General features: G+C 72.5%; 30 protein-coding genes and 1 pseudogene. 12 read left to right on the top strand and 19 right to left on the bottom strand.

The genetic code is table 11. The features are described 5' to 3' along the window. Positions 1-17: 17 nt before the first annotated feature. Positions 18-671: a GPP34 family phosphoprotein gene (locus A4R25_RS01605; protein WP_030503305.1), complete on the bottom strand. Its 654-nt coding sequence runs from the start codon at positions 669-671 to the stop codon at positions 18-20. Between the two features lie 200 nt (positions 672-871). On the opposite strand from A4R25_RS01605, the gene A4R25_RS01600 reads away from it, so the two are divergent. Further along, positions 872-2383, top strand: a complete 1512-nt coding sequence (locus A4R25_RS01600) for an APC family permease (RefSeq protein ID WP_043329703.1) — start codon at positions 872-874, stop codon at positions 2381-2383. Between the two features lie 52 nt (positions 2384-2435). Here the strand turns inward: A4R25_RS01600 and A4R25_RS01595 are convergent, their stop codons facing one another. Both A4R25_RS01595 and A4R25_RS01590 read right to left on the bottom strand, forming a co-directional pair. Then, on the bottom strand, positions 2436-2825 hold the full coding sequence (locus A4R25_RS01595; protein WP_064445336.1) for a hypothetical protein: 390 nt from the start codon (positions 2823-2825) through the stop codon (positions 2436-2438). 41 nt (positions 2826-2866) lie between these two features. Beyond that, positions 2867-3574: a hypothetical protein gene (locus A4R25_RS01590; RefSeq protein WP_064445335.1), complete on the bottom strand. Its 708-nt coding sequence runs from the start codon at positions 3572-3574 to the stop codon at positions 2867-2869. On the opposite strand from A4R25_RS01590, the gene A4R25_RS01585 reads away from it, so the two are divergent. Both A4R25_RS01585 and A4R25_RS01580 read left to right on the top strand, forming a co-directional pair. Further along, on the top strand, positions 3573-3764 hold the full coding sequence (locus tag A4R25_RS01585; RefSeq protein ID WP_036343738.1) for a hypothetical protein: 192 nt from the start codon (positions 3573-3575) through the stop codon (positions 3762-3764). The genes A4R25_RS01590 and A4R25_RS01585 overlap by 2 nt on opposite strands. 52 nt (positions 3765-3816) lie before the next feature. After that, on the top strand, positions 3817-4653 hold the full coding sequence (locus tag A4R25_RS01580; RefSeq protein WP_231915398.1) for a hypothetical protein: 837 nt from the start codon (positions 3817-3819) through the stop codon (positions 4651-4653). A 392-nt stretch (positions 4654-5045) separates the two neighbouring features. On the opposite strand, the gene A4R25_RS01575 is transcribed toward A4R25_RS01580, so the two are convergent. Beyond that, positions 5046-5699: a DedA family protein gene (locus tag A4R25_RS01575; RefSeq protein WP_064445333.1), complete on the bottom strand. Its 654-nt coding sequence runs from the start codon at positions 5697-5699 to the stop codon at positions 5046-5048. A gap of 24 nt (positions 5700-5723) precedes the next feature. Beyond that, the gene (locus tag A4R25_RS01570) at positions 5724-6080 is read right to left on the bottom strand and encodes a VOC family protein (RefSeq protein WP_043329695.1); all 357 of its coding nucleotides are present in this window, start codon (positions 6078-6080) and stop codon (positions 5724-5726) included. A 156-nt stretch (positions 6081-6236) separates the two neighbouring features. Here A4R25_RS01570 and A4R25_RS01565 point away from each other — a divergent pair, with 156 nt between their 5' ends. After that, positions 6237-9092 carry an aconitate hydratase gene (locus tag A4R25_RS01565; protein ID WP_043329693.1) on the top strand — a complete coding sequence of 952 codons (2856 nt, stop codon included), beginning with the start codon at positions 6237-6239 and terminating at the stop codon, positions 9090-9092. 65 nt (positions 9093-9157) lie between these two features. On the opposite strand, the gene A4R25_RS01560 is transcribed toward A4R25_RS01565, so the two are convergent. Next, positions 9158-9472, bottom strand: coding sequence for a hypothetical protein (locus A4R25_RS01560; protein WP_043329691.1), 315 nt, complete (start codon positions 9470-9472; stop codon positions 9158-9160). An 88-nt stretch (positions 9473-9560) separates the two neighbouring features. Between A4R25_RS01560 and A4R25_RS01555 the strand changes: the two genes are divergently transcribed. Continuing rightward, entirely contained in the window at positions 9561-10328 is a 768-nt protein-coding gene (locus A4R25_RS01555) for a DUF5753 domain-containing protein (protein ID WP_064445332.1), read from the top strand. Beyond that, positions 10319-10504, top strand: coding sequence for a DUF397 domain-containing protein (locus A4R25_RS01550; protein WP_064445331.1), 186 nt, complete (start codon positions 10319-10321; stop codon positions 10502-10504). The genes A4R25_RS01555 and A4R25_RS01550 overlap by 10 nt, the downstream gene beginning before the upstream one ends. A 5-nt stretch (positions 10505-10509) precedes the next feature. Here A4R25_RS01550 and A4R25_RS32190 read toward each other — a convergent pair. Then, positions 10510-11023, bottom strand: a pseudogene (locus A4R25_RS32190) (GNAT family N-acetyltransferase). A 238-nt stretch (positions 11024-11261) separates the two neighbouring features. Here A4R25_RS32190 and A4R25_RS01545 point away from each other — a divergent pair. Continuing rightward, the gene (locus A4R25_RS01545; RefSeq protein ID WP_064445330.1) at positions 11262-12230 is read left to right on the top strand and encodes a serine protease; all 969 of its coding nucleotides are present in this window, start codon (positions 11262-11264) and stop codon (positions 12228-12230) included. A gap of 73 nt (positions 12231-12303) precedes the next feature. Next, entirely contained in the window at positions 12304-12510 is a 207-nt protein-coding gene (locus A4R25_RS01540; protein ID WP_064445329.1) for a hypothetical protein, read from the top strand. 109 nt (positions 12511-12619) lie between these two features. On the opposite strand, the gene A4R25_RS01535 is transcribed toward A4R25_RS01540, so the two are convergent. Both A4R25_RS01535 and A4R25_RS01530 read right to left on the bottom strand, forming a co-directional pair. Next, entirely contained in the window at positions 12620-12850 is a 231-nt protein-coding gene (locus tag A4R25_RS01535; RefSeq protein ID WP_064445328.1) for a hypothetical protein, read from the bottom strand. A 56-nt stretch (positions 12851-12906) separates the two neighbouring features. Further along, complete coding sequence (locus A4R25_RS01530; protein WP_043329676.1) at positions 12907-13311, bottom strand: SRPBCC family protein; 405 nt, start codon at positions 13309-13311, stop codon at positions 12907-12909. Positions 13312-13395: 84 nt separating this feature from the next. On the opposite strand from A4R25_RS01530, the gene A4R25_RS01525 reads away from it, so the two are divergent. Together A4R25_RS01525 and A4R25_RS01520 are read left to right on the top strand one after the other, a co-directional pair. Beyond that, positions 13396-13866: a YfbM family protein gene (locus A4R25_RS01525; RefSeq protein ID WP_222949423.1), complete on the top strand. Its 471-nt coding sequence runs from the start codon at positions 13396-13398 to the stop codon at positions 13864-13866. Positions 13867-13948: 82 nt separating this feature from the next. Next, positions 13949-14725, top strand: a complete 777-nt coding sequence (locus A4R25_RS01520; protein ID WP_064445326.1) for a hypothetical protein — start codon at positions 13949-13951, stop codon at positions 14723-14725. A gap of 146 nt (positions 14726-14871) precedes the next feature. On the opposite strand, the gene A4R25_RS01515 is transcribed toward A4R25_RS01520, so the two are convergent. Further along, on the bottom strand, positions 14872-15603 hold the full coding sequence (locus A4R25_RS01515) for an SDR family oxidoreductase (RefSeq protein WP_064445325.1): 732 nt from the start codon (positions 15601-15603) through the stop codon (positions 14872-14874). A 95-nt stretch (positions 15604-15698) separates the two neighbouring features. On the opposite strand from A4R25_RS01515, the gene A4R25_RS01510 reads away from it, so the two are divergent. Further along, a complete protein-coding gene (locus A4R25_RS01510; protein WP_043329670.1) occupies positions 15699-16547 on the top strand; it encodes a LysR family transcriptional regulator in 849 nt (282 codons plus the stop codon). Positions 16548-16556: 9 nt separating this feature from the next. Here the strand turns inward: A4R25_RS01510 and A4R25_RS01505 are convergent, their stop codons facing one another. The 8 genes from A4R25_RS01505 to A4R25_RS01470 form a co-directional block, all read right to left on the bottom strand. Further along, positions 16557-17039 (bottom strand): GNAT family N-acetyltransferase, encoded by a 483-nt coding sequence (locus tag A4R25_RS01505; protein ID WP_064445324.1) that lies wholly within the window; start codon positions 17037-17039, stop codon positions 16557-16559. Positions 17040-17050: 11 nt separating this feature from the next. Then, positions 17051-17659: an ATP/GTP-binding protein gene (locus A4R25_RS01500; protein WP_043329666.1), complete on the bottom strand. Its 609-nt coding sequence runs from the start codon at positions 17657-17659 to the stop codon at positions 17051-17053. Next, positions 17640-18029 (bottom strand): DUF742 domain-containing protein, encoded by a 390-nt coding sequence (locus A4R25_RS01495; protein WP_030503284.1) that lies wholly within the window; start codon positions 18027-18029, stop codon positions 17640-17642. Before A4R25_RS01495 ends, A4R25_RS01500 begins: the two co-directional genes overlap by 20 nt. Beyond that, the gene (locus tag A4R25_RS01490; RefSeq protein WP_030503283.1) at positions 18026-18451 is read right to left on the bottom strand and encodes a roadblock/LC7 domain-containing protein; all 426 of its coding nucleotides are present in this window, start codon (positions 18449-18451) and stop codon (positions 18026-18028) included. The genes A4R25_RS01495 and A4R25_RS01490 overlap by 4 nt, the downstream gene beginning before the upstream one ends. A 65-nt stretch (positions 18452-18516) precedes the next feature. After that, positions 18517-20997: a nitrate- and nitrite sensing domain-containing protein gene (locus A4R25_RS01485; protein ID WP_064445323.1), complete on the bottom strand. Its 2481-nt coding sequence runs from the start codon at positions 20995-20997 to the stop codon at positions 18517-18519. An 80-nt stretch (positions 20998-21077) separates the two neighbouring features. Continuing rightward, positions 21078-22625, bottom strand: a complete 1548-nt coding sequence (locus tag A4R25_RS01480; RefSeq protein ID WP_064445322.1) for a prenyltransferase/squalene oxidase repeat-containing protein — start codon at positions 22623-22625, stop codon at positions 21078-21080. Continuing rightward, entirely contained in the window at positions 22622-23497 is an 876-nt protein-coding gene (locus A4R25_RS01475) for a terpene synthase family protein (protein WP_064445321.1), read from the bottom strand. The genes A4R25_RS01480 and A4R25_RS01475 overlap by 4 nt, the downstream gene beginning before the upstream one ends. Continuing rightward, positions 23494-24831 (bottom strand): cytochrome P450, encoded by a 1338-nt coding sequence (locus tag A4R25_RS01470; protein WP_176722849.1) that lies wholly within the window; start codon positions 24829-24831, stop codon positions 23494-23496. Before A4R25_RS01470 ends, A4R25_RS01475 begins: the two co-directional genes overlap by 4 nt. Before the next feature lie 311 nt (positions 24832-25142). Between A4R25_RS01470 and A4R25_RS01465 the strand changes: the two genes are divergently transcribed. Then, positions 25143-25391, top strand: a complete 249-nt coding sequence (locus A4R25_RS01465; RefSeq protein ID WP_030503278.1) for a DUF2630 family protein — start codon at positions 25143-25145, stop codon at positions 25389-25391. Between the two features lie 51 nt (positions 25392-25442). On the opposite strand, the gene A4R25_RS01460 is transcribed toward A4R25_RS01465, so the two are convergent. Continuing rightward, positions 25443-26369: a serine protein kinase RIO gene (locus tag A4R25_RS01460; protein WP_064445320.1), complete on the bottom strand. Its 927-nt coding sequence runs from the start codon at positions 26367-26369 to the stop codon at positions 25443-25445. Positions 26370-26412: the final 43 nt, after the last annotated feature.

The following is a 26412-nucleotide window of genomic DNA, read 5'->3' as shown; positions in this document are numbered from 1 at the left end:
TCACCCGGGGCGGGACGTCATCGCCGTACCGTCGTGGTGCTCACGTCGAGCGCGCCCACGACGGCGGCGAGCAGTCCGTCGAGCTGCCCCGGCAGGAACCGCCGGCAGTCCCGCATCCGGACGCCGACCTGCGGGTCGAAGATGTTCGCGGCCAGCCCGACCGCCTCGGCGAGGCTGGCCAGCAGCAGCGTGCCCGGGTCCAGTTCGGCCGGGGACGAGTGCATCAGCATGGCGGTCAGCCGTACCCGCGGCGAGGCCGCCTGGTTCGGGTCGTTGGCCGGCCAGCGCACCGTCCGGCCGATCAGCTTGCCCTGCTCCCGGCGGAGCACGCCGGCGGTGACCAGCCGGGTGCCGACACGCTCGTTGATGTTGAGCTGGGTCCGCAGATAACGGATCCACAGCCGGGCCGGGTGCGCGCCCTCCCGACGCAGAATCTCGGTAATGAGCAGATCGGTGAGCGGCTCCTGCCACAGTCGCGGATCGACAGCGGCGATTCCGCCGCCGTCGAGGGCGATCCGGCCCTCGAACATCAATTCGGCGAGCGCGGCGCCGGCCAGCCCACACTCCAGCCGGTCGACGGCGACATGCGGCTTGCCGGTGAACTCGTCGTGTCCGATAAGGAACAGCGCATCCGCAAGCCGGTAGGTGGCCTGCGCCCCGGGGTAGGTCATGGTCCATCCTCGAACGGTGGCCGTGAACGTCGACACGGGACGGTACGGCATGACCACGCACAGCTCAATTCCGGTCGATCAGGAGCCCCCCAAATCGATATCGAGACGGGGTTGTGACGATCAGTGATCACCAATACCCTGCTTCAGGTTGTTCCGAAGTAGACAGCTGAACCCCCTCACTTCCCTCCCCTGGAGAAGCCTTGTCCTCCGATCCGTTTTTCTCTGACGGTGGGCTGCGCCGCGGTCGTCTCGGCACCGCTCACCTCGTCTTCTTCACCGTCGCCGCGTCGGCCCCGCTGACCGTTCTCGGCGGTGGCGTCACCACCATGTACGCGGTCAGCGGCAACATCGGCGCCGCGCTCGGATACGTGCTGCTCGCAGCAGTGCTCGCCGTCTTCGCCACCGGCTACGCCGCGATGAGCCGGTACGTCGCCAACGCGGGCGCGTTCTACGCGTACATCGCCAACGGCCTCGGTCGAGCCGGCGGGGTGGCCGGCTCGGCCGTCGCGCTGGCCGCGTACAACGCGATTCAGATCGGTCTCTACGGCCTGCTCGGCGCGATCCTCGGCGACTTCATGGACGCCAAGACCGGCATCAGCCTCGACTGGTGGGTCTGGGCGCTGCTGGCCTGGGTCTTCATCGGCGCGCTCGGCGTCCTGCGCATCGACCTGAACGCCACCGTGCTGGCGGTGCTGCTCATCCTCGAGTGCATCGCCGTGCTGATCTTCGACCTGGTCGCCTTCGCGAACCCGGCCGGCGGCGCCGTCACCACCGCCGGCATCAGCCCCGGCCACCTGTTCGGCGCCGGCTTCGGCGCGGTGCTCGCGTTCACCATCGCCTCCTTCACCGGCTTCGAGAGCGGCGCCATCTACAGCGAGGAGGTCAAGGACCCGCGGCGCACGGTGGCCCGGGCCACCTACATCGCCGTCGCGTTCACCGGCCTGTTCTACGCCTTCTCCGCGTGGGCGCTGACCGTGCTGACCGGCCCGGAGAACGCGCCGGCGGCCAGCGCCGAGGCGGGGCCCGGCGTCATCTTCGGCGCGCTCGACCAGTACACCGGCGCGGTCGTCGCGGACATCGCCAACGTCCTGTTCATCACCAGCGTGCTCGCCGCCCTGCTGTCGTTCCACAACGGCGTGGCGCGGTACCTGTTCGCGCTGGGCCGCGAGCGGGTCCTGCCGGGCTTCCTCGGCGCGACCTCCAGCCGCAGCGGCGCCCCGGTGGCGGGCTCGCTGGTGCAGAGCATCCTCGCCGTGGTGGTGTTCCTGGCGTTCGCGATGACCGGCCGTGACCCGGTCATCGACCTGTTCACCTGGCTGTCCGGCGCGGCGGCGGTCGGCGTCGTGCTGCTGATGACGCTCACCTCGGCCTCCGTCGTGGGCTTCTTCCGGGGCCGTCCCGGCCCGGAGAGCGCGTGGCAGCGGGCGATCGCCCCGGGGCTCGGCACGATCCTGCTCACCGCCGTGCTGCTGGTGCTGCTGTTCAACTTCGACGCGCTGCTCGCGCCCGACACCGCGAGCTACCTGAAGTGGCTGCTGCCGGCGATTCCGGTGGCGGCGGGCGTGCTCGGCCTGATCTGGGGCGCGGTGCTGCGCACCAGCCGGCCCGAGACGTACCGCCGGATCGGCCAGGTCACCGAGGAGGGCCTGCACGAGCCCGGCCTGCACCCGGCCCCCGAGGCCGACCGCTGGGCCGGCGCCCACCACCGCTGACGTCCGTCGGTGCGGCGGCCGGCCCGCGTGGCCGGCCGCCGCACCACCACGATCAGGCGGTACGGATGACAGTGCAGATGACCGGACCGTCCTCGGTGGTACGCAGCAGGTAGCGGTAACGCTCGCCGGGCACCGCGCCGCCCTGGCTGTCCAGGAACTCCCAGCGCACCGCCACCTCGGTGAGCAGCGCCGAGACCTGTTGCACGTCCTCGATCTGCGCGTTCGCGGCCACCAGTTCCCGCTCCTGGTAGTCGGGGGCGGCGCCGACGAAGCTGAGCGCCACCGCCGCCGGCGAGGTGAACGAGAAGCTGTAGGTGTCGGCGACCACCAGCCCGGGCAGGGCGTAGCAGCCGGCGATGGCCGGCACGTCGGCGGTGGTCAGCGCCACGCCGTACCGGTCGAAGAAGTCGGTGAGCGTGTCGAGGTCGGTGGAAGCCGTCACGACGCTCCTCATTACCGGCCCGGCGCGGCGGCAAACCTTCCTCAGCGCGGCGGGATCCGCACCTCGATCTCAGCTCCGAGGCGCGCGCCGCCGCTGAGGGCCAGGTCGTCGCCGCTCCAGAACCGTCCCGGGTCGTACCAGTTGGGCCGCCGCCCGGCGGGCAGCAGACCCATCGCCTCGTACGTCACCGCCACCACCTCGGCGCAGTACGCCGTCTCCAACGCGTTGTCGCTGCTCTGCCCGCCGTCCGTGCTTTCGTCTCCGCTCCTGGTCCGGCCCCGGCCGCCGATCCGGCCCTTGATGCCGTCGAGGCTCAGGCGGCGCGGGTGCGGCACCCGGCCCCGGGCCCACCGCCAGGCGAGTTGCGCGGTGGACGGGAACGGCGTGCCGTCGAGACGGGCCACGGTACGCAGCACCGCCTCCTCCATCGCCGGGTCGGCCGGCGGCTCGAGCTGACGCAGCCAGCCCCGTTGGCCGTACCGGTTGGCCCAGACGCAGACCGCGTCGCGCAGGTCGTGCAGCTGCACGCCACGCTGGTGCGTGCCGGTCCACATGTCCGGCAGCGAACGGCCCAGCTCGGCGTGCCACATCAGCGGCGGCATGTCGTCGAGCACCACCGCCATGCCCACATGGTTGACCGGGCTGTTGGTGGTGAGCTGAATGGCGCGGTCCGGCACGCTGCGCCCGCGGAACACCCACAGATCGCCGGTGCGGGTCAGCTCCACGGCCTCGTCCAGGCTGATGCTCATGGAGGACTACCCTAAGCGGATGCGGCAACGGATGCGGTGGTGGAAGGTACTCGGACTCGCGGGTCTCGCCGGCGTCGCGGCGACCGGAGTGGTCGTGGCGCGCGCGGAACGGCGGCGCCGCGCGTACACCCCGGAGGAGATCCGGGACCGGCTGCGCGAACGGCACGCGAAGGCGTCGTCGTCCTCCTGAGCGGACAGTCACGGGGCGGCGCGGCCGGGCGGGTTCTCCTAGCATCGGCGTGATGGGAACCAGTTTCTGGGAAAGCCCGTTCGTCCTCGACCCCCGGCCCGCCGCGGTGGAGCGGCACGGCGACGTCGACCTGCACGTCCCCACCGGCGACGGCCGGCACCCCGCAGTCGTGATCGTGCACGGCGTGCCGGGCCCGCCCGACGCGCCGGACGCGCGCGACTGGCCGCTCTACCGCGGTTACGGCGCGCTGCTCGCCGAGCGGGGCGTGCTGGCCGCGACTCCCCAGCTCACCGTGGCCGGCCCCGACGACCTGTACGCCGTCGCCGCGCGGGTCGCCGCCGCCACCGAACTGCTCCGCGCCGATCCTCGCGTCGACGCCGACCGGCTCGGCCTCTGGTTCTTCTCCGGCGCCGGCCTGCTGCTCGGCGACTGGCTCCGCGACCCGCCCCGCTGGCTGCGCGGCCTGGCCGCGACCTATCCGCTGCTGGCCCCGCTGCCCGGGTGGCCCCCGGTGGATCCGCGCTTCCGCCCGATCGACGCGCTCGACCTGCCCGCCCCCACCGGCGACGCCACCGCCACCCCGGCGCGGCCGGACGACACCACGACGCCAGGCAGCGTGGACTCCGGCGACACGGGCATCGACGCCGCACGGCCGGCCGAGCCGGCTCGGCCGACGCTGGTGCTGACCAGGGCGGGCCGGGAACGGCCCGAGGTCGCACCCACCATCGAGGCGTTCACGGTGGTCGCCCGGCGGCGCGGCATCCCGCTGCACGTGGTGGACGTGCCGAACGGTCAGCACGGATTCGACGCGCTGGACCACACCGAGGAGTCCCGAGCCGCCGTACGCACCGCCCGCGACACCCTGCTCGACCTGCTGACCGCCCCCTGACCACCGGCCATCGCACCACCAGATCTCCCCACGCCCTCACCCCGTCTCGTTGATCATGAGGTTGGCCGGGACAAAACAGACACAAACTGCCGCCAACCTCATGATCAACGGGGCGGGTGGCGCACCGGAATCCCGCACCCGCGCTTGAGCACCCGTTCCCGCTCGCCCCGCCCGTTCTCGCTTTCCCGGCCTACAGCCCACCAGCCAGCGCCCACGCCGGACGATCAAGGAGTTTTGGTCCTCTGGCGGGCCGAATCCGTACACAAACTCCTTGATCACCTCGGCGGCGGCGCCCGGGGGAGGCAGCTAGGCGAGGCGGAGACGGGAGCAGGGCCGGGGACCGGAGCAGGGGCCATGGCCCAGGGCGGGGACCGGAGTGCGGGCGGGGTGGGTCAGCGGTCGGCTGCGGGGACCGGGTCGGGGGTGTCGGGGCTGTCCAGGGGCTGCAGGCGCTTGGCTCGGCGGCGCAGCCACGCGGTGCTCACCACGCCGGCCAGCACGGCCAGCACCAGCCCGGCCCAGGAGATGTCCTTGAGCCAGTGCTCGGCGGCCTGCCCCAGATAGAACAACAGGTAGGTAGTGCCGAACGCCCAGACCAGCCCGCCCGCGGCGTTCGCCACCAGGAACCGGCGGTACGGCACGCGCAGCGCTCCGGCGAGCGGCCCGGCGAGGATGCGCAGCAGCGCGACGAACCGCCCGAAGAACACCGCCCAGACACCGTGCCGGGCGAAGCTCAGCTCGGCGCGGGCCAGGTGCGCGGGGCCGAGGTGTTTCGGGAAGCGCCGACCGAGCCGCTCCAAGAGGGGACGGCCACCGCGGCGGCCGACGGCGTACCCGACGGAGTCGCCGAGGATCGCGCCGGTGGCTGCGGCGGCGGCCACCCACTCGGGCCCGACGGCGCCGGTGGCGGCGAGCAGGGCGGCGCTGACCAGCACGATCTCGCCGGGCAGCGGGATGCCCATGCTCTCGACGCCGATCACCACGCCCACGAGCAGGCAGATCAGGCCCGGTGGGAGGGCGGCGAGCCAGTGCTGTACGTCGACCACCCCGCCGACCCTACCCGCGCCCGGTCATCCGGCGGGGGCCAAGAACTCCAGCCGGTTGCCGTGCGGGTCGTGCGTGTGGAACCGCCGCATGCCGGGAATCTCCTCGTCGCCCCAGGTCACGGCGTGGCCGGCGGCGTCCAGGCGGGCGGCCAGCTCGTCGAGGTCGGGGCGCACCAGGGCCGGGTGGGCCTTGCGGGCGGGACGGAAGTCGTCCTCGACGCCCAGGTGCAGTTCGGCGTCGTACCCGGTGAACCAGCAACCACCGCGGGCGGCGAGGGCCGGGGGTTTGGGCTTCTCGGTGAGGCCGAGCAAGCCGGTGTAGAAGGAGCGGGACAGATCCTCGGAGCCGCGGGGGCAGGCGAGCAGGACGTGATGGATCATGGTGGCACCTCCTCGTCCCGCAGCGTGGCACGAGGTTGCGTGAATAGCAAGACGGACGTACGGTTTTGTAGAGACCGACGCAGGTAAGTGTTGCCTAAGCACGGCGGCGCTCCGGTCGGTGCGACAAACTGCTCAGGACTACTCACGGTCGCTGGTGTGAAGGAGTACGACGTGGCGAGCCTCGACACCTTCGGTGCGAAGACCCAGCTACGCGTCGGAGACGCGAGCTACGAGATTTTCAAGATCGACAAGGTGGAGGGCCACGAGCGACTGCCCTACAGCTTGAAGATCCTGCTGGAGAACCTGCTGCGGACCGAGGACGGCGCGAACATCACCGCCGACCACATCCAGCAGCTCGGCGCGTGGGACGCCACCGCCGACCCGAGCGTGGAGATCCAGTTCACCCCGGCGCGGGTGCTGATGCAGGACTTCACCGGCGTGCCCTGCGTGGTCGACCTGGCCACCATGCGCGAGGCGGTACGCGACCTCGGCGGCGACGCCACGAAGGTCAACCCCCTCGCTCCGGCCGAGCTGGTCATCGACCACTCGGTCATCGCCGACCTGTTCGGCCGCGAGGACGCCTTCGAGCGCAACGTCGAGCTGGAGTACGAGCGCAACAAGGAGCGCTACCAGTTCCTGCGCTGGGGTCAGACCGCGTTCAACGAGTTCAAGGTCGTCCCGCCGGGCACCGGCATCGTGCACCAGGTCAACATCGAGTACCTGGCTCGTACGATCATGGAGCGCAACGGCCAGGCGTACCCGGACACGGTCGTCGGCACCGACTCGCACACCACCATGGTCAACGGCCTGGGCGTGCTGGGCTGGGGCGTCGGCGGCATCGAGGCCGAGGCCGCGATGCTCGGCCAGCCGGTCAGCATGCTGATCCCCCGCGTCGTCGGCTTCAAGCTCTCCGGCGAGATGCCGGCCGGCACCACCGCCACCGACCTGGTGCTGACCATCACCGAGATGCTGCGCAAGCACGGCGTGGTCGGCAAGTTCGTCGAGTTCTACGGCCCCGGCGTCAGCGCCGTGCCGCTGGCCAACCGCGCCACCATCGGCAACATGTCGCCGGAGTACGGCTCGACCGTGGCGATCTTCCCGATCGACGCCGAGACCGTCCGCTACCTGGAGCTGACCGGCCGCGACGCACAGCAGGTGGCGCTGGTCGAGGCGTACGCCAAGGAGCAGGGCCTCTGGCACGACCCGGAGCGCGAGCCGGAGTACTCCGAGCGCCTCGAGCTGGACCTGAGCACCATCGAGCCGTCGCTGGCCGGCCCGAAGCGCCCGCAGGACCGGGTGCCGCTGGGCAGCGCCAAGACGCTGTTCCGCTCCGCGCTCAGCGACTACGTGGCCGCCGACGAGACCGGTGGCGACCCGGGCCGCAAGCCGGGCGTGCCGCAGCAGGAGAAGCCGTTCGGCGCCGACGGCCCGGCCGACGAGGCGTCCGCCGAGTCCTTCCCGGCCAGCGACTCCCCCGCCAACGGCGTGAACGACCCGGCGGACGCACCGCGCGACCTGGAGACCGCCGCGGTGGGCGCGGGCGGCCGGGCCAGCAATCCGGTACGGGTGACCGGCGCCGACGGCGTCGAGTACGAGCTGGACCACGGCGCCGTGGTGATCGCCGCGATCACCTCCTGCACCAACACCTCGAACCCGCAGGTCATGATCGGCGCCGCGCTGCTGGCCCGCAACGCGGTGGAGAAGGGCCTGGCCCGCAAGCCGTGGGTGAAGACCACCCTGGCGCCGGGCTCGAAGGTCGTCATGGACTACTACGACCGCGCCGGCCTCACCCCGTACCTGGAGAAGCTCGGCTTCAACCTGGTCGGCTACGGCTGCACCACCTGCATCGGCAACTCCGGCCCGCTGCCGGAGGAGGTCTCCGCCGCCGTCAACGAGGGCGACCTCGCCGTCGTGTCGGTGCTGTCCGGCAACCGCAACTTCGAGGGCCGGATCAACCCGGACGTCAAGATGAACTACCTGGCGTCCCCGCCGCTGGTGGTCGCGTACGCGCTCGCCGGCACCATGGACATCGACCTGGCCAACGAGCCGATCGGCGAGGACGCCCAGGGCAACCCGGTGTACCTGCGGGAGATCTGGCCGAACAGCGCCGAGATCCAAGACGTCATCGCCTCCGCGATCGGCGCGACCGGCTTCAGCGCCGCGTACGCCGACGTGTTCGCCGGTGACGAGCGCTGGCAGTCGCTGCCGACCCCGACCGGTGACACGTTCTCCTGGGACGGCGAGTCGACGTACGTGCGCAAGCCCCCGTACTTCGAGGGCATGCAGCAGGAGCCGGCCCCGGTGCAGGACATCGCCGACGCGCGCGTGCTGGCGAAGCTGGGCGACTCGGTGACCACCGACCACATCTCCCCGGCCGGCTCGATCAAGGCGGACTCCCCCGCCGGCAAGTACCTGGCCGAGCACGGCGTGGCCCGGCACGAGTTCAACTCGTACGGCTCCCGCCGGGGCAACCACGAGGTGATGATCCGGGGCACGTTCGCCAACATCCGGCTGCGCAACCAGCTCGTCCCGGGTGTCGAGGGCGGCTTCACCGTCAACCACCTGACCGGTGAGCAGACCTCGATCTACGACGCCTCGATGGCGTACCAGGAGGCGGGCGTCCCGCTGGTCATCCTGGCCGGCAAGGAGTACGGCTCCGGCTCGTCGCGTGACTGGGCCGCCAAGGGCACGATGCTGCTGGGCGTGAAGGCGGTCATCGCCGAGTCGTACGAGCGGATCCACCGCTCGAACCTGATCGGCATGGGCGTGCTGCCGCTGCAGTTCCCGGGCGGGGAGACCGCCGAGTCGCTGGGCCTGACCGGCACGGAGACGTTCTCGATCAGCGGCGTGACCGCGCTGAACGACGGCGACACCCCGCGTACGGTCAAGGTCACCACCGACACCGGCGTGGAGTTCGACGCCGTGGTCCGCATCGACACCCCGGGTGAGGCGGACTACTACCGGCACGGCGGCATCCTGCAGTACGTGCTGCGCCGCATGATCGCCAGCTGACCTTGGATGTAAGGAAGGGCCCCTTCTTAACAGACGTCTGTTAAGAAGGGGCCCTTCCTTACATCTCAGCGCAGGCGGAGCGCGACGGCGCGTGCCTCGGCGTCGGTGAGCGGCAGGAACCACAGGAAGCGCCGCACGATCGCGATCGGGTCCGGGCCGTCGGGGTGGCCGCGCAGGTCGCGGATCGCCTGCCGGGTGAGCCGGGAGAATTCGGGGATCATCGTGGCGCGGCGGGCCGCGTCGGTGGGCGCGGCCCGCAGGGTCGGGCACGGCCAGGGCTCGCCGCAGCGGTCGCAGCGCCAGGCCGGACCGCACGCGCGGTGGCCGGTGAGCGGCAGCACCACCCGGGGGTACGCCGATGTGGGTGTCGGTTCGGTCATGCCTTCACCGTGCCGAGGGTGCCCGAACAATCACACAGCGTTGTGTAATCTCCTCCGGACGGTTCTTTTGCTCCGGGGAGGAACGGGCATGAACCATGCCTTCGTCACCGCGCTGGCCGGCGCCGGCCACACCGCCGAGAGCCTGGCGGAGCGGCTCGGCCTGCACCCGAAGACGGTGGCCCGGTGGGCGAACCCCGGGCACATCCCGCAGAGCCGGCACCGCGCGACTGTGGCGAACCTGCTGGGCCAGCCGATCGAGGCGCTCTGGCCGGACGCGGTCCGCCGCCGCGAGCCCGTCTGGTTCCGCCCATGGGTGGACATCGAACGCGAGGCGGTCGCGCTGCGAGCCTTCCAACTGGCGTGGGTGCCGGGGCTGCTGCAGACCGAGGCGTACGCCCGGGCCACGTTCATCGGCCAGCCGCTGACCGCCGACGAGATCACCGACCTGGTCACCGCCCGGCTGGACCGGCAGGGCATCCTCACCCGGCCGCGCGGGCCGCTGTACGTCGTGGTGCTCGACGAGCAGGTGCTGCGCCGCGCCGCCGCCGGTGACCGGGCGCTGATGACCGCGCAGGTGGCCCACCTGCTGGCCTGCGCCGAGCTGCCGAACGTGCAGCTCCACGTGGTGCCGGCCGACACGCCGACCTATCCCGGGCTGGACGGGCCGTTCGTCATCGCGGAGCTGCGCGACGGCAGCCGGGTGGCGCATGTGGACAGCCAGGCCCGCGCGCAGATCATCGAGCAGCCCTCGGAGATTGCTACCCTGGAGCGTCGGTGGGAACGCATCCGGGGCGAGGCGCTGCCCCGCGCGCGGACCCTGGAACTGCTGAGGGAAGTGGCGAAGGCATGGACCTGAGCGGCGCCCGGTGGCGCAAGAGCACCCGCAGCGGCGGCAACGGCGGCGACTGCGTCGAGGTCGCCGGCAACCTGCCCGGTGTGGTCGGCGTCCGCGACTCGAAGGACCCGGCCGGGCCGGTGCTCACCTTCACCCCGGCCGCGTGGACCCGGTTCCTGACGTCGACCCGCCGCTGAGCCGGTCAGGCCAGCCGCGCGGCGTACACGTGCACCGGATCCCCCGATCCGGACGTCGTCGCACGCTCGAAGCTCAGCCCGATCCGCTCCGCGACCCGCTGCGAGGGCGTGTTGTCCGGGTGGATGATCGCGACGAGGCGGTCGACGCCGCCGGTCGCGCGCGTGGTCGCGACACGCAGCCGCCGCCTCCGTGGCGTACCCGTGACCCTGCGTTGCGGTCAGCAGGTGGTAACCGACTTCGACCTCCATCACCCCGTCCACCGGCTGCGGAGTGAGACCGCAGTCGCCGACGAACTCGCCTGTCGCCCGTGACCTGAGCACCCACAGTCCGAAGCCGTGGCTGCGGTAGATGCCCTCGTTCCAGCGGATCCAGTCCAGTGCCTCCGCCCGGGTCTTCGGCCGCGGGTAGTAGCGCATCACGAGCGGGTCGCCGAGCATGGCGGCCATGTCGTCGAGGTCGTCGACGGTCATCTCGGCAAAGATCAGCCGTTCGGCGGCAGGCGGCGGATCAGCAGTCATCGTGGCCCCGGTCGCTTCGTCACGGCTTCGAGGCTACCGAGGTCGAGCGCCGCTCACGGACCCGGAATTGCAATTCGATGATGTCCCCGCCCTCCCCGATCGCACATCCGACACCGCAAACAATCGACGTCCATGATTCATTGACACGCTCCGAATCCCGTCGATACGTTGCCGACATCGCGATGAACAACGGGGCGCTCCAGTTTCGATCCGGGAATCGAAAACTGGGAAGGATTTCATGAAGACGACGATCAGACTTCTGGCCCTGCCGGCCCTGATCCTGCCGACGATCCTCGCCGGCACTCCGGCTCAGGCCGCCACCGACACCACCTCCGGCACCGCTGCTCCGGCCGCGGTGACCTCGATCGAGCGCAAGGTGGGGTCGTCGGCCGGGCAGGCCAGGGCATACTGGACGGCCGAGCGGATGGCGGCGGCCACTCCCGCCGACGAGGTGGAGAAGGCCGCCGGCCCGGTCACCCAGAGCCCCACGGCGGAGCGGGTACGGCGCTTCGCGGAGGCGGTGGCGCCGAAGGACGGCAGCGGCTTCGGCGCCCAGCTCAACGAGTCGATCACGGTGGGGAAGATCTTCTACACCAGCTCGACCGACGGCCTGGGCCATTACTGCTCGGCGAGCGTGGTGAACAGCCCGGCGCGCAACATGGTCTTCACCGCCGCGCACTGCGTGCACGACGGGCCGGGCCGGGACTGGCACACCGCGAACTGGATGTTCGTGCCGTCCTACCGCAACGGCGCGCAGCCGTACGGCACCTGGGACTGGTCCACGCTCGCGGTGCCCAGCGGCTGGATCAGCACCCGCGAGCGGCAGTACGACGTGGCGGTCGCGCTCGTCTACGGCAGCCGGTCGATCGTGGACGCGGTCGGCGCGAACGGCCTGCTCACCGGCGGTGGGCGCGCGTACCACTACGACGTCTTCGGCTACCCGAGCAACAAGGACAGCGGCGAGATCCAGTGGGTCTGCTCGGGCACGTCGAGGGACGCGGGCAGCAACCGGATCGAGATGAACTGCGGCTTCGGGGGCGGTTCGAGCGGCGGCCCGTGGTACTACAGCTATGACAACACCACCAGGCGCGGTGACGTGCACGGGGTGATGAGCTACTCGAGCGGCACGAACACGAACGGCTCGCCGCACTTCTCCGCCGCGGTGGTGGGGACGCTCTACAACACGTACGCGAACGACACCTGGTGAACGACGGTCCGCCTGGTGTGCCGCCGGCGCACCAGGCGGACCGGCACCGGTCGACCGGTCCGGAGGAGGCGACATGTCACATCGTGTACTGCTCGGCGCGGCCGCCGTCGCGGCGCTCGCCGTGGCTGTGGCCGTCGTGGTCGTCGCGGCGCGCGACGGCGGCGCGGGGCGGCCGGCGCCGCCCGGCCCGGTGGTCGCGACCCACAATCCGAGCCCGGGTGCCACCGACCCGTCCGAATACTGGACGAGGGAACGAATGCGGGACGCGATCGGCGACTGAATCAAGAATTGCATTCGGCGCCCAGGTGCGTCGAATTTCGTCCCGCTCACGATCACCGGCCGAGCCCGGCGCGCAATTCCCATTTCAGGGGCGTGAGTGCCGCGTGCGTTCACGGGACGGTATCGGAGTAGACCTCGACGTCGTAGAGCAGTTGCACGTTGCGGCGTCCGTTGGTGATGCCGACGAAGACCGGGTCACCGGCCGGGGTGCGGCCCTGGCACCACACCTGCTCCCGGGCCGCTTCCCGCGACTCGTGATGCACGCCGCCCTCGCGATGCGTCTGCAGGACGCGGCGGGCGGTGGTCGGGTCGCTGTCGAGGTGGATCCGCAGCAGGGGCATGACGCGCCCTCCTTGCCACTGTCGGGGCCGGACTGCCGACTGACCACGCGCGCCTCTCAGCCGGCGGCGCTCTCCAGCACGGCCTTGAGCCGGGCCAGATCCGCCTCGACCAGCGCGGTGTCCCGGTCGAAGTCCGTGTCGCTCATGCCGGGCATCCGGCGCAGGCTGAACACCACCTCGGTGGCGTTGCCGTCGGCGATGGCGCGCAACGGCACGTACACCGTCTCGCCCGACGGCGTCCGCACCTCGTGGTCGAGCACGCCGTACTCGTTGGCCGGGGCGAACGTGAGCCGCGCCCGCCCTTCGGGTGTGTCCACGAACCACTGGCCGTCGATGAGGTTCACCGAACCGCCGAGGCCCGGCGCCCAGCGGGGCAGGTTCGCCGGGTCGGCGGCGAAGGCGTAGACCTCCGCGACCGGACGGTCGATGTGGACGGCGAGGTGGCGGGTGTCAGTGGCCATGCGCCGATGGTGCCATGCCTGTCGCAAGCGCACGCTACGCTGCCGCCGATTCCGACCGGCACCCCTGAGAGGCACCCCGTGGGCATGATCTTCAACGCACGCCGGCTGTCCGCCGAGGAGCTGGCGGCGGTCCTCGCCGACCCGGAGAAGGTCGACACCCTGTTCCAGGGTGGCCCGGACGAGCTCGACCTCGACAAGGCGTGGCACGGGCTGCACTACCTACTGACCGGCGACACGTACGAGATCCGGGGCGACGCCGGGCCGGCCGTCCTGGGTGGTGACCCGATCGGGCCGGACCTGGGGATGGGCCCGGCGCGGCTGCTGATGCCCGACGCCGTCCGCGCTGTGGCCGGCGGGCTCGACGCGATCGACGAGGCGACGCTGCGGGCCCGCTTCGACCCGGCAGCCTTGTCGGAGGCCGAGATCTACCCGCACATCTGGGACGACGGCGCCGACGAGTTCGACGCCTACCTGCTGCCGAACTTCACCGCGCTGCGTGACTTCTACCGCGCCGCGGCCGAACAGGGGGACGGCCTGCTGCTCGCCATCACGTGACCCGCGCCCGAAGTGGGCCGCCGGAAACGAACCGGCGGAAAGCGGGTACGCGCCGACGAACGGGCGCCGGTAGCGTGCCGGCGTGGGACTCGACGCGTTCGTGTACTGCCGGTGCTGGCAGGACGGCCTCACCACGCCGTGCCCGGTCGGACCGGTCGGCATCGACGAGGACGGCTGTCTCGCGCTGTTGCGGCAGTGGGAGGGCAACGAGGCCGCGCACCGCACGTTCGACGCCTGGCTGGCGGAGGCGTGCCCGCACAAGGCCATGGAGCAGGCGAGCGAGCACGTTTCCAACTGGGCCGGCGTACGCCTGTTCCAGCAGGCGCTACGCGCCGCCGGCCCGGAGCGCTTCCCGACGCTCGCCACCGCGCTGCCGAACCTCAACGGCGGCTCGCTGCCGGCCGACCGGGCGGCGGTGGCGCTCGCCGAGCTGGACGCGTTCGCGCGCACCGATCGGATCACCGACGGGGTCGAACTGATCGACGAGGCGACCGGCCGGGTGCTGATGCAGTACGTCGAGAGCTACCACGGGGTGTTCATGCTCGGCCCGGACTTCCGGGCCGGGGTAGATCCGGACGGCTTCTTCGTCGTCGACACCGCCGACCCGCCGGTGACGCTGTTCCGGGCCGTCCGGTTCGGCCAGCGGCCGCTGCCCGGCGACCGGGTGGAGCTCACCGCCGGCGGGACACGGACGGTGCTGGCGATGCGACCCGTGGGCGAGCACGGCGAGCCGCCGCCCGAGCGGCTCGCGGTGCGGTCCCGGAGCCGGTCGGGCAGCGACTTCGCCTACATCGTGGAGCCGCTGCGCCGGCTGTGCGCGGCGTCGGTGGCGACCGGCAACCCGGTCATGTGGTTCTGACGGGCCACCCTCGACAGCCGGTCCGCACCGCGCTCTGATGGACCACCGCATGTCCGGGCGTGTCGTCCGGGGAAGATGACGTCACCTGAGAGCGGTATACCCCGCCGTGAGCGTCACGCTCAGTCACGTCTAGAAGCTGACCGGAGTCACCACGGGATCGTGCCCGCGTCCTCGAAGTAGCCGCCGGTCGGCCCGTCGTCGGGCAGCGTCGCGAGCCGGATCGCGATCGCCGCTCCCTGCTGCGGGGTCCGCACACCGCGGAAGCTGTTGAGGTCGGTGGCGGTGAAGCCCGGGCAGGCGGCGTTGATCAGGATGCCGGTGTCCGCCAGCGCCCGCGCGTACTGGATGGTCACCGCGTTGAGCATGCTCTTCGACGGTGAGTAAGCCACCGACAGCGGCCCGGTCTGGTCCTCTCCGGTGGAGGCGCTCTGCCGGGTCAGCGAGCCGACACCGCTGGACATGTTGACGATCCGGGGCGACGCCGAGCGGCGCAGCAGCGGCAGCATCGCCTCGGTCACCCGGACCACCCCGATCACGTTCACCTCGACGGCGGTCCGGATGGTCGCGAGGTCGACGTCGCCCGGGTGCTGCGGAACGCCACCTGTCACGCCCGCGTTGTTGACGAGCACGTCCAGACCGCCGGCCTCCGTCTCCAGCAGCCGGGCGGCGGCGGTCACGCTCGCGTCGTCGGTGACGTCCAGCGGTACGCCGAACGCGTCCACGCCGCCCGCGCGCAGCTTCGCCACCGCCTCGGCGAGCCGCCGCTCGTCCCGGGCGCCGACGCCCACCCGCCAGCCGAGCGCGCCCAGGCCGGCCGCGATCTCGTACCCGATTCCCTTGTTCGCGCCGGTCACCAGCGCGATCGTCCGTTCGCTCATGCCCTCGATCCTGTCCGCGGGCCGCGCGGGCCTCCAACACCGCTTCGGTGGCGCGCGATACCCGGAAGGTATCGATGCGGCGGTACGGTGGCGGGATGGAGACGCGGGAGCTTCGCTACTTCGTGGCGGTCGCCGAGGAGCTGCACTTCGGCCGCGCCGCGCGGCGCCTGGGCATCGCCCAGCCGCCGCTGTCGCGAGCGATCCGGCAGCTCGAACGCCGTCTCGGCGTGACTCTGCTGGAGCGGGACAGCCGCAGCGTCGCGCTCACCGCGGCCGGGTCGGTGCTGCTGCGGGAGGGCCGGGCCGCACTCGACGCCGTGGCCGCCGCCGACCGCCGCACCCGACGCGCCGGGCAGGCCGCTACCGGTGGCCCCGGGCTGGTGCTGGCGACCAAGACCGGGGCGTCGAGCGAGCTGCTGCCGAAACTGCTCGGCGCGTACGCCGCCGAGCCGGACGCGGTCCCGGTCGAGGTTCTGCTGTGCGGCATCGGCGAGCAGGAACGGCTGCTGCGCGACGGGCGGGCCGACGTGGCGCTGCTGCACCTGCCGTACGACTCGACGACCGGGCTGGACACCGAAGAGCTGATCACCGAGCCGCAGGTGGCGATCCTGCCGGCCGGGCATCCGCTGGCCCGGCGACCGCACCTGCTGATGGCCGAGGTGGAGGCGCTGCCGGGCCTGCCCATGCCGCGCTGGCCCCGGGCCGACGGGTCGTATCCGGACGGGCCCGGCCCCGAGGTCCGGGACCACGCCCAGTTGTTCCAGCTCATCGCGCTCGGCCGGACCGTGGTGGTGCTGCCGGAGTCGGCCCGGTCGCTGCTGCTCGCCGACCTGGCCACCGTGCCGGTGCCGGACGCGCCGGCGGTGACCACAGTCATCGCGTGGCCACCGCACAGCCGGTCCCGGGCGCTGGCCGGCCTGATCCGGACCGCCACCCGCCTCTGACGCTCGTGCCTAGGCGGGCAGGTCCTTGCGCATCTGCTGGGTGACCACCCGGTATCCCGACGTCTCGTACAGCTTGCGCGCCGTCTCGTTGGTGCCGAAGACGTTCAGCTCCAGCGCCTGGGCGCCGTGCTCCCGGGCCGCCCGCTCCCCCGCCGCGAGCAGCGCCCGCCCGAGCCCCCGGCCCCGGTGCCCGGCGGCCACCTCGATGTCGTAGAGGAACGCGCAGTCGGCGAGACCGCGAGGGTGGGTCAGGCCGATCCACAGCCAGCCGACCGGTGAGCCGTCGGCAAGCTCGCCGACCAGGAACAGCATGCCGGGCGTGGCCATGCCCTGCGGCAGGAAGCCGGCGGTGGCCTCCCGGGCCCGGTCGAGCGCCTCCTCGGGCGTCCAGTTGCCGGCCGTGACGTGCTCGCGCGCGTACCCGGCGGCAAGCTCGTCCTGCCAGCTGTCGAACTCCTCCGGTGACATCGCCCGGACACTCAGCTCGGTCATGCGACGCAGCCTCAGTCGCCGGCGGCGCGGCGGCGCGCCTCGCGCAGCTTCATGGCGTGTTCCAGCAGCGTGATCAGCACCTCCTTGGCCGACTCACGCTTGCGCGCGTCGCACAGCACCACAGGTACGCCCGGGTCCAGGTCGAGCGCCGCCTGCACCTCGTCGAGCCGGAACTTCTTGGCCCCCTCGAAGCAGTTCACCGCCACCACGAACGGCGTGCCGCGCCCCTCGAAGTAGTCGATCGACGGGAAGCAGTCCGCCAGGCGGCGCGTGTCGGCGAGCACCACCGCCCCGAGCGCGCCGAGCGCCAGCTCGTCCCAGACGAACCAGAACCGGTCCTGCCCGGGCGTGCCGAACAGGTAGAGCACCAGGTCGTCGCTGATGGTGATCCGGCCGAAGTCCATCGCCACGGTGGTGGTCGACTTCTCCTCCACGCCGGACAGGTCGTCGATGCCGATCCCGGTTTCGGTAAGCACCTCCTCGGTGCGCAGCGGCTTGGTCTCGCTGACCGCGCCCACCATGGTGGTCTTGCCGACGCCGAACCCGCCCGCGATCAGGATCTTGATCGCGGTGGGCAGCGGCCCGGCGCCCGCCGGCCGCTCAGAGCGCCCGTAGTCCATTGATAACCGCCTCGAAAACGTGCTCGTCGGGAAGGCCGGCGGTGGTCGCGCGCGGCTCGCGTACCTGCACCAGACTGCGGGCGGCCAGGTCTCCGAGGAGGACCCGGACCGTGCCCACCGGCAGGTCGAGATGGGCGGCGATCTCGGCCACGGAGAGAATCCGCTGGCAGAGGCCGACTATCGCCACGTGCTCCGGGCCCAGCCCGGACTCCGACCCGACATCCGTGCGGGTCGCGGTGACCAGCGAGATCAGGTCGAACGTGCCGGTCACCGGGCGGGCCCGGCCGCCGGTGACCGCGTACGGGCGCACCACCGGGCCGGCGTGGTCGTCCACCCACTCCTGCTCCGCGGACTCCCCCCGGCCGGTCATCGTGCCGCGTTCTCGCCGAGGGGCTGTTCCCGGGTCGGTGACGCGACGAACCGGCCGACCCGGGTGACGAGCATGGCCATCTCGTACGCGATCAGGCCGACATCCGCGTCCTCCGAGGCCAGCACCGCCAGGCAGGCGTTACGCCCGGCCGCTGTGACGAACAGGAAGGAGGACTGCATCTCGATGATGGTCTGCTGCACCTGCCCGCCGCCGAACCGCTTGCCCGCGCCACGGGCCAGGCTCTGGATGCCCGCCGCCATGGCGGCCAGGTGCTCGCCGTCGTCCCGGCTCAATCCGCGGGACGAGGCCATCAGCAGTCCGTCGGTGGAGAGCGCCACGGCGTGCTCCGCCTGCTTGACCCGGCCGACCAGGTCATCCAGCAGCCACGTCAGATCCGCGCTCGAAGCCGTCTTCTGCGCCACTCGTCGTCCTCTTCTTTCCGGCTGTGTGCCGTCAGCTTCCGGTTTCCGTCGCGTCGACGTCCCGGTCAGGTAACCTGCTCGTCCGCGTCGGCCGGCGCACCGCCGGCCCCCTGAGCCCCGCCGAGCAGGCGCGCGGCATCGGTACGGCCGCGTCGGGTGCCGCTCTGGTAGGAGCTCATCATCCGGCGCACCTGCTCCGGTGCACGCGCCGTGTCATCGTCGGCGGCGTCGTCGTCCGCCTCGGTCTGGTCGTGCCGCAGTTCCGGCGCGAGGCTGGCCTGGCGTACCCGGACCGGCAGTCCCGCGTCGGTGACCGGCGTCGTCTCCGCCTCGGTCTCCGGCTCCGTCGCCGGCGACGCCTCCGCCGCGTCGGTCGTGGCGGCGGGCCGCCGCTCCACCACCGCCAGCTCCGTGGTGGGCCCGGCCACCGCGGGCTGCCGCTTGCGGGTACGCGCCGGCAGCCCGGACGGGGTCAGCCGGGGCGCCCGCGTCACCGGCTCCGGCACCTGCGGGGCGGGCTCGGCCGGCTGGTCCGGTTCGGCGGCGCCGTCCGGGCCGGACGGGATCGCCGGCCCGTCGCCGGCCGGAGTGCTCCGCACCGGGTCCGGCGCGGGCGCCACGGGCAGGGCCGTCCCGGGTGCGGGAAGGGCCTCGGCCGCGTCGGCGCCGTCAGCGGTGATCAGTTCACGCGGGATCAGCACCACGGCGGTGGTCCCGCCGTACGCGGATTCCTTGAGCTGCACCTTGACGCCGTGCCGCTCGGTGAGCCGGCTGACCACGAACAGGCCCAGCCGGGCGGCGTCGGCCAGGTTCAGCTCGGACCGGTCGACGATGCGCGCGTTGGCGGCGGCCAGCTCGTCGGGGCTCATGCCGAGGCCCCGGTCCTCGATCTCGATGGCGAAGCCGTTCGCCACGAGCTGACCGCGAACCTCGACAGTGGTCTGCGGCGGCGAGAAGGAGAGCCCGTTCTCGATCAGCTCGGCCAGCAGGTGGATGACGTCACCGACGGCGCGGCCGGTCAGCGACACCTCGCCGAGTGGGCGCACCGTGACCCGGGTGTAGTCCTCGACCTCGGCTACCGCGCCGCGGACCACGTCGACCATCGGCACGTTGCGTCGCCAGGCCCGGCCGGGCGTGGAGCCGGAGAGCACGATCAGGTTCTCCGCGTTGCGCCGCATCCGGGTGGCCAGGTGGTCGACCCGGAACAGGTCCTCCAGCTCCTCGGCGTCGTGTTCCCGGCGTTCCATCGCGTCCAGCAGCGTGAGCTGCCGGTGCACGAGCGCCTGGGTGCGCCGGGCCAGGCTGAGGAAGACGTCGCGTACGCTGCGGCGCAGCTCGGCCTGCTCGACGGCGGTGCGGACGGCGGTCTCCTGCACGACGTTGAACGCCTTGCCCACCTGGCCGATCTCGTCGTCGCCGAACTGCAACGGCGGCGCCTCGCGGGCGACGTCCACCTCGTCGCCGCGGCCCAGCCGCTCCACCACGCTCGGCAGCCGCTCGTGCGCCAGGTTGAAGGCCGCCTCGCGCAGCCGTTCGAGCTGCCGCACCAGCGACCGGGCCGTGGTGATCGAGACGACCACGGAGGCGATGACGGCGAGCAGGCCGAGACCGGCGGCGAGCACCAGCCGCACGATGACGCCGATCGCTACCGGCATGGCCCGGGACACGATGTCCTCGCCGCCGGCCAGGATCACCCCGCGCAGGTCGGCCATCGCCTGCTCGGCGGCGGCCTGCCACGCCGCTGCGGTCACCGGCGGGCGCACGTCGGCGCCCTTGGCCGCGAGGACCCGGTCCTGAAGGGTCTGCAACTGCTGGAACGCGTCGCCCTCGACCATCCGCTCGAAGCGTGCGCGGTCGGTCGGGGCGAGCTCCCGGGCGGTGCGGTCGGCGAGGAACCACTGCGCGCCGACCAGGCGGGCGAACGCGGTCTGCTCGGCCACGGTGATCCGGTTGGCCGCGATCGCACCGGTGATCAGCGCGTCCTGTTGGGACAGCAGCTCCCGGGACCGGTTGAGGTCGATGAGCGCGGCGGTGTCCTTGGCGATCTCGTCGTCGTCGAGGCCGCCGAGCGCGTCGAAGACGGCGAAGATCGCGTCGACCGCCTCGTCGTACGCGGTGAGCGTGGCGGTGCGGTCGATGGTCTTGCGGCTGACGTCGGCGCGTACCTGGCCGATCTGGTCCAGCTCGGTCTTCAGCTCGCCGAGCCGCTGCATCAGCTCCTCGCTGGCCGGGATCTCGGTACGCCAGTCCTGCACCGAGCGCCACAGCGCGGTGGCGGTCTCGTCGGTACGGGCGCGCTGGGCGTCCAGCTCCCGCAGCCGGCCCGGATCGGACTCGCCCAGATAGCGCAGCGACAGCCGCCGCTCGGCCTGCAGCTCCTGCAGCAGCGGGTCGCTCGGCTCGAAGACGCGCGCGTTGAGCGTCTGCACGCCGAGCAGGTTGAACCCGTCCCGCACGGTCACCCACGCGGCGAACGCCCAGAGCGCGGTCAGCGACGCCAGCAGCGCGATGATCTTCGTACGGAGATTCGTACTGCGGGAACCCATCACACCGTCCTGGCCCGGTCTACGGTCGGTCCGAAATCCGATCGACTCCGGCGCACGCTAGCAGCCGTCGTGAACTCCATTCAAGCGATCCTGATCATGGTGGGTCCGGCCTCGACGGCGCGGCCGGAGGCCGCCAGCACCGCCGCGCGCACGATCTGCGTCGGGCGGTAGAGATCCTTGTCGTGCCATAGTGCCGGTTCGTCGTCGCATCCGTCCAGCTCGGACAGTCGACGGCGTCCGCGGGCGAGCGCCGCGGCGATCCGCGCGTCCCCGGAACGGCCTGCGCCGGCCAGTGCGAGCACCGCGTACGCGGTCTCCTCGGCGGTGCCGTGCCACAGTCCCCAGGAGCCGTCCGGGCGCTGCGTGTCCAGCAGCCAGGCGACGCCCCGCTCGACGGCGGCACGCGCCGTGCCGTCGGGCGCGTGGTCGGCCAGCGCCAGCAGCACCGCGTACGTGGCGTAGCAGGCCGAGGCGTGCCAGCGGTCCTCCCAGCGCCCGTCCGGCTGCTGCCGCTCCACCAGCCACTCGGTGACCCGGCGGCGGGCGCCGGTGACGCCGGGTCCGCTCGGCTGCTCGCCGAGCGCGTCGAGCACGTGCGCGTTAGTGGTCAGCGACGCGCCGTCCTCCCCCGGCCAGGTGCAGAAGTGCCGTCCGGTGTCGAACCCGGCCAGCGGCCCGACGCCGGGGGCGCGGCCCAGCCGGGCCAGCGCGTAGAGCGTGACAGCTGTGGTGTCCGCGTCGGCGGGCAGGCCGGGCGCGGTGGCCGCGCCGGACGGGCCGACGGCGGCGCGCAGCTCGGTGAGCACCGGCTCGGGCGCGCCGACCGGCACACCGGCCCGGACCAGGATGCCGAGCACCCAGGCGCGCTCGAAGACGGTGATCGGGCTGGCGCAGGGCACCGGGCCGGGCCGGGCCACCGCGCGCAGATAGTCCAGCGCCGCTCCGGGCTCCGGACGGCCCAGCCAGGCGGCAGTGGCGGCCGGGGAGGCGCCCACCGCGCCGCTGGCCGAGGGACGCACGCCGGCCGCCCGGTACGCCAGCTCACCGGCGACCTCCAGCGCGTGCGCCAGCTTCTCCGGCACGGGCCGCCCGGCGGCCAGCAGCGCGCGTACCCGGGTCAGGCGGGCCGGGTCGAGACCGGCCGGCAGCGGCAGGCGGGGCCGGCCGGCCCACTCGGCCAGCCCGGGTGGCGGCCCGGCCGGTCCGGTGAGGTGCCGGTCCACGGCAGTGAGCAGCGCGGGCACGATCAGGTCGGTGGCCGGCAGGTCGGGCGGCGCGTCGCCGCGCAGCGCGCCGGACAGGAACGTCAGGCCCCGGTGGGCCGCGGCGGCCGGCACGGCGGCCGGGCCGTCGCGACGCAGCACGGTCAGCAGCGCCTCGACCGCGCTCAGCGTCGGCACCAGCGCGTACCCGCCGGGACCGCCCCAGCCGCCGTCCGGCCGCTGCCGGGCCAGCAGCCAGGCCAGGCGCCGGTCGTGGCCGTCCAGCCAGGGCGCGAGCGCGACCAGCCGGGCGGTCTCGTAGACCGACGGCGACGTCTGCCCGGCCGGCTCGCCGGTGAGCGCGGCGACCAGGTCGTGCGCGGTCCCGGACCGGGTGGCGGGCACCGATCCGGCGGTGAGCGTCACCGCACGCCCCAGAAGTCGGTGTTGCGGTAGAAGCCGGTGGTGAAGCCGAGCTGCCGGGACAGGAAGTCGGCTTCCCGGGGCGCCTCACCGGCCAGCTTCGCCAGCCGGACGCGGCAGTGGTCGACCTGCTCGGCGAACCGCCGCTCGACCTCGGCCGGGTCGTCCACCAGCAGCAGCGCGTTGAGGTCGCCGGACTCGGCGTCGCGGCGGTGGGTGCCGAGGTCGTTCACCAGCCGCAGGGCCCGCTGCACCTCGTCGCTGACGGCGACCGCGTGGTCCATCGCCTCGGCGGTGGACACCGATCCGGTGTGGATCCAGTGCGCCACGTTGACCACTGTGGCGGCGAGGTTGTCGGCGTTTGCGAGGTAGTCGGCGAGCGTGGGGCGGCCGGTGCGCCGCCAGTCCCACTCGCGGGCCATCGCGTCGAGCGTGCGTTCCATCGCCGCACGCCAGTGGCCGCGCAGCGCCGGGTAGCCGGGCGCGGCGGCCACGTCGTCGCGCAGCTCGGCCAGGAACCGGCCCAGTGGGTCGTCGGTGCCGGCGCCGTCGAGCACGTCCAGGCAGACACCGGTGATCCGGTCGACCTCGGCCCGGCTGGTGGCCTGGTGGTCGACCAGCCAGTCCACGGCGAAGCCCCAGAGCACGGCGCGGTTGGTCACGGCCAGCTCGGCGGCGCTGTGCCAGGGGGCGCTGAACGCCATCGCCTGGGCGATGCTGCTGAACAGCGTCGCGTCGAACGGGTCCGCGGGGAACAGCTCCGGGTGCGCGGCGGCGGCCTTGCGCAGGCCGCGCTGGCCCTGCGCGGCGAGCGCGCAGACCCGGCCCTGCTCCGCGGCGACGGCGAGTAAATCCGGTGTCGGCCCGTCGGTCATGCCCGCTCCGCCCGCCCGGCCGCGACGAGTGTCAGCTCCACCCGCTCGCGCGGCCGCAGCGCCGCGGCCAGCCGCAACCCGGGTACGCCGGGGCGGTGCAGCCGGAACCGGTAGCGGCTGAGCATGGTGGCGAGGATGAGCTGCGCCTCCAGGTAGAACAGGTACATGCCGAGGCACTGGTGCGGCCCACCGCCGAACGGGAAGTGGGCGTACCGGTGCCGGGCCCGGACCCGCTCGGGCCGGAACCGTTCCGGGTCGAACTCGTCCGGGCGGTCCCAGAACTGCCGCATCCGCTGGGTGATCAGCGGGCTGACCGCCATCGTCGCGCCGGGCTCGATCGGCACGCCGTCGATGACGTCCCCGGCGACCGCGCGGCGCGGGATGATCCATCCGATCGGGTAGAGCCGCAGCAGTTCGTCCAGCACCATCCGGGTGTACGTGAGCCGGCTCAGGTGCTCGCGGCGTACCGGCTCGCCCCCGACCACCTCGTCGATCTCGGCGTAGAGCCGCTCGGCCACCTCGGGGTGCTGGTCCAGGTGCGGCCAGGCCCAGGTCAGCACGTTGATCGTGGTCTCGGTGGTGGCGGCGAACATGGCCACTGTGTCGTTGCGGACCTGCCGCTCGTCGAGCTGCCGCCCGTCGTCGGTGCGGGCCTGCCAGAGCGTCGAGATGACGTCGTCGCCCTGGTCGGCGGACTCGCGGGTCTCGCGGACGATCGGCACCAGCACGTCGTCCACGATGCGTACGGCACGGGCGAACGTGCGGTCGCCCGGCATCGGCAGCGACAGCGGCGCGAACGGCACGATGATGCGGGGGATGACGGCGGTGGCGATCCGGTCCTGCGCCTCGATCACGCGCATCGCGTCCGGCACCGAGATGCGGTCGGCGAAGAGCACCTTCATGATCGCCCGGCTGACGATGCGCGCCTGCTCCACGCCGATGTCGACCGGACGGCCGGCGCGGGCCGGCTCGTCCAGCTCGTCGACCGCGTCGCGGATCGCGTCGGCCATGCCGTCGACCAGCGCCTCGACCCGTTTGGCGGTGAACATCGGCTGGAGCATGCGCCGGCTGGCCGACCAGATCTGCCCCTCGCCGAGGATCCCCTCGCCGAACAGCCGCTTGACCGGACGCCAGAACAGCCCATCGCCTGCTCGTTCGTAGTTGTCCGCCCGGTCGCGCAGGACGTGCTGCACGTGCTTGGGGTGGGTGACGAGGTAGGGGCGGAACGAGCCGAGGTTCAGCCGGACCAGTTCACCTTCGGTACGGTTGCCGATGTCGATGAGCGCCCGGGCGGGGTCGCGGAGCACCGCCGGCAGGATCTGCCGCAGCGGCACGGTTCGGGGTCGGCCGGTGGGTCCCGGTGTGTCCGTTGGTTCGGGCACCTGAACGCTCCCTCGGTTGACTCAGGGTCGCGGCTTCGTATCGACCCGTGACGTTGCTCGCGAGCATGCCATCCTGAGCCGCAGATCAAAAGGCAGGTCGGAGGATATTTCACGTAACAACAATCTCTTTGTCGAGAATGGAGCCCGTGGGATGTGCGTCACTCCCGTACACAGTGGTGGTTGCGGAGCGCGAGCAGCGCTCACCTATCGCGGACGCCGGCAGAACGCGGGCGCGGACCCGTCCGCTGTGCCAAGCTTCGGGCATGGACGACAAGACCATCCTGAGCCGGATCTCGGAACTCGTCGACGAGGAGCACCGGCTGCGGGCCGACGCGCAGCAGCACGAGTCCGGCACCGACGACGAGGCCCGGGAGCGGCTGCGGGCCCTGGAGGAGTCCCTGGACCAGTGCTGGGACCTGCTGCGCCGTCGCCGGGCCGCGCGCCAGGCGCACGGCGACCCGGACGCCCAGGGCGAGCGCCCGGTGCCGGAGGTCGAGCGCTACCTGCAATGACCCGCACGGGTGGGCGTCCCGGGCGGCTCGACCACCCGGGACGCCCGCCCGTCAGCGGATCCCCGCCTCCCGCAGTAGCGCCTCGGTGAGCGCCTCCGGATCGGTGACGGTGGCCGGCATCCCGCGGGCGGCGAACCAGGCGGCCACCACCCGCACGTCCCGGCCCAGGAACTCGCCGCCCTGCGGGTTGGCCACCACGTCGACCACCTGCGGCAGGTCGATCATCACCAGCCGGCCCGCGTGCACCAGCAGGTTGTACGGAGACAGGTCGCCGTGGGCGTACCCGGCCCGGGCCAGCACGGTGAGCGCCTCGACCAGCTGATCCCACAGGTCACGCAGCTCGGCGGCGTCGGGCCGGACCTGCGCCAGCCGTGGCGCGGCCTCCCCCGCCTCGGCGTCGCCGACGAACTCGAGCATCAGCTCGGTGCCGAGCAGCTGCACCGGATAGGGCACCGCGATCCGCCCGGAGGCGGCGCCGATCTCCCAGAGCTGGGACAGCGCGGCGAACTCGGCCGCCGCCCACTGCCCGGCGATCATCTGCCGGCCGAACGCGGTCCGGCCGGTCATCGCCCGCATCTCCCGCGACCGGCGTACCCGGCGGCCCTCCAGGTAACCGGCGTCGCGGTGGAAGAGCCGGTGCTGGGCGTCGCGGTACCGCTTGACCGCCAGCAGGCACGAACGGTCGGTGTCCGGCACGGCGCGGCGGACCAGGTGGACGTCCGCCTCCTTGCCGGTCTTGAGCACCCCCAGCTCGGTGTCCCGGGCGGCCAGTTCGGTGACCAGCCAGTCCGGGTACGGCTCGGGGCCGTGGACGGCCCGGTCCCAGGAGGACCAGCTGTCCTCCGCGTCGGGCTCGGCGTCCGGGTCGGCGAGGGCCGGCGTGGGCCGCCCCCGCTTCAGGAAGTCGGTTTCGTCGTCGTCGAAGCGGCTCTTGCCGCGGCCACGGCGCTGCGGCGCCGGGAAGTCGTGATCGCGCACGGGTGGATCTGTCCTTCGATCGAGGCTGGTGGAGGCAGGTGGT

This window comes from Micromonospora sp. NBRC 110037, from assembly GCF_001652995.1.
Classification (GTDB): Bacteria; Actinomycetota; Actinomycetes; order Mycobacteriales; family Micromonosporaceae; genus Micromonospora; species Micromonospora chalcea.
The sequence above is the reverse complement of the archived record's forward strand: the minus strand, read 5'-3'. Positions and strand labels throughout refer to the sequence as shown.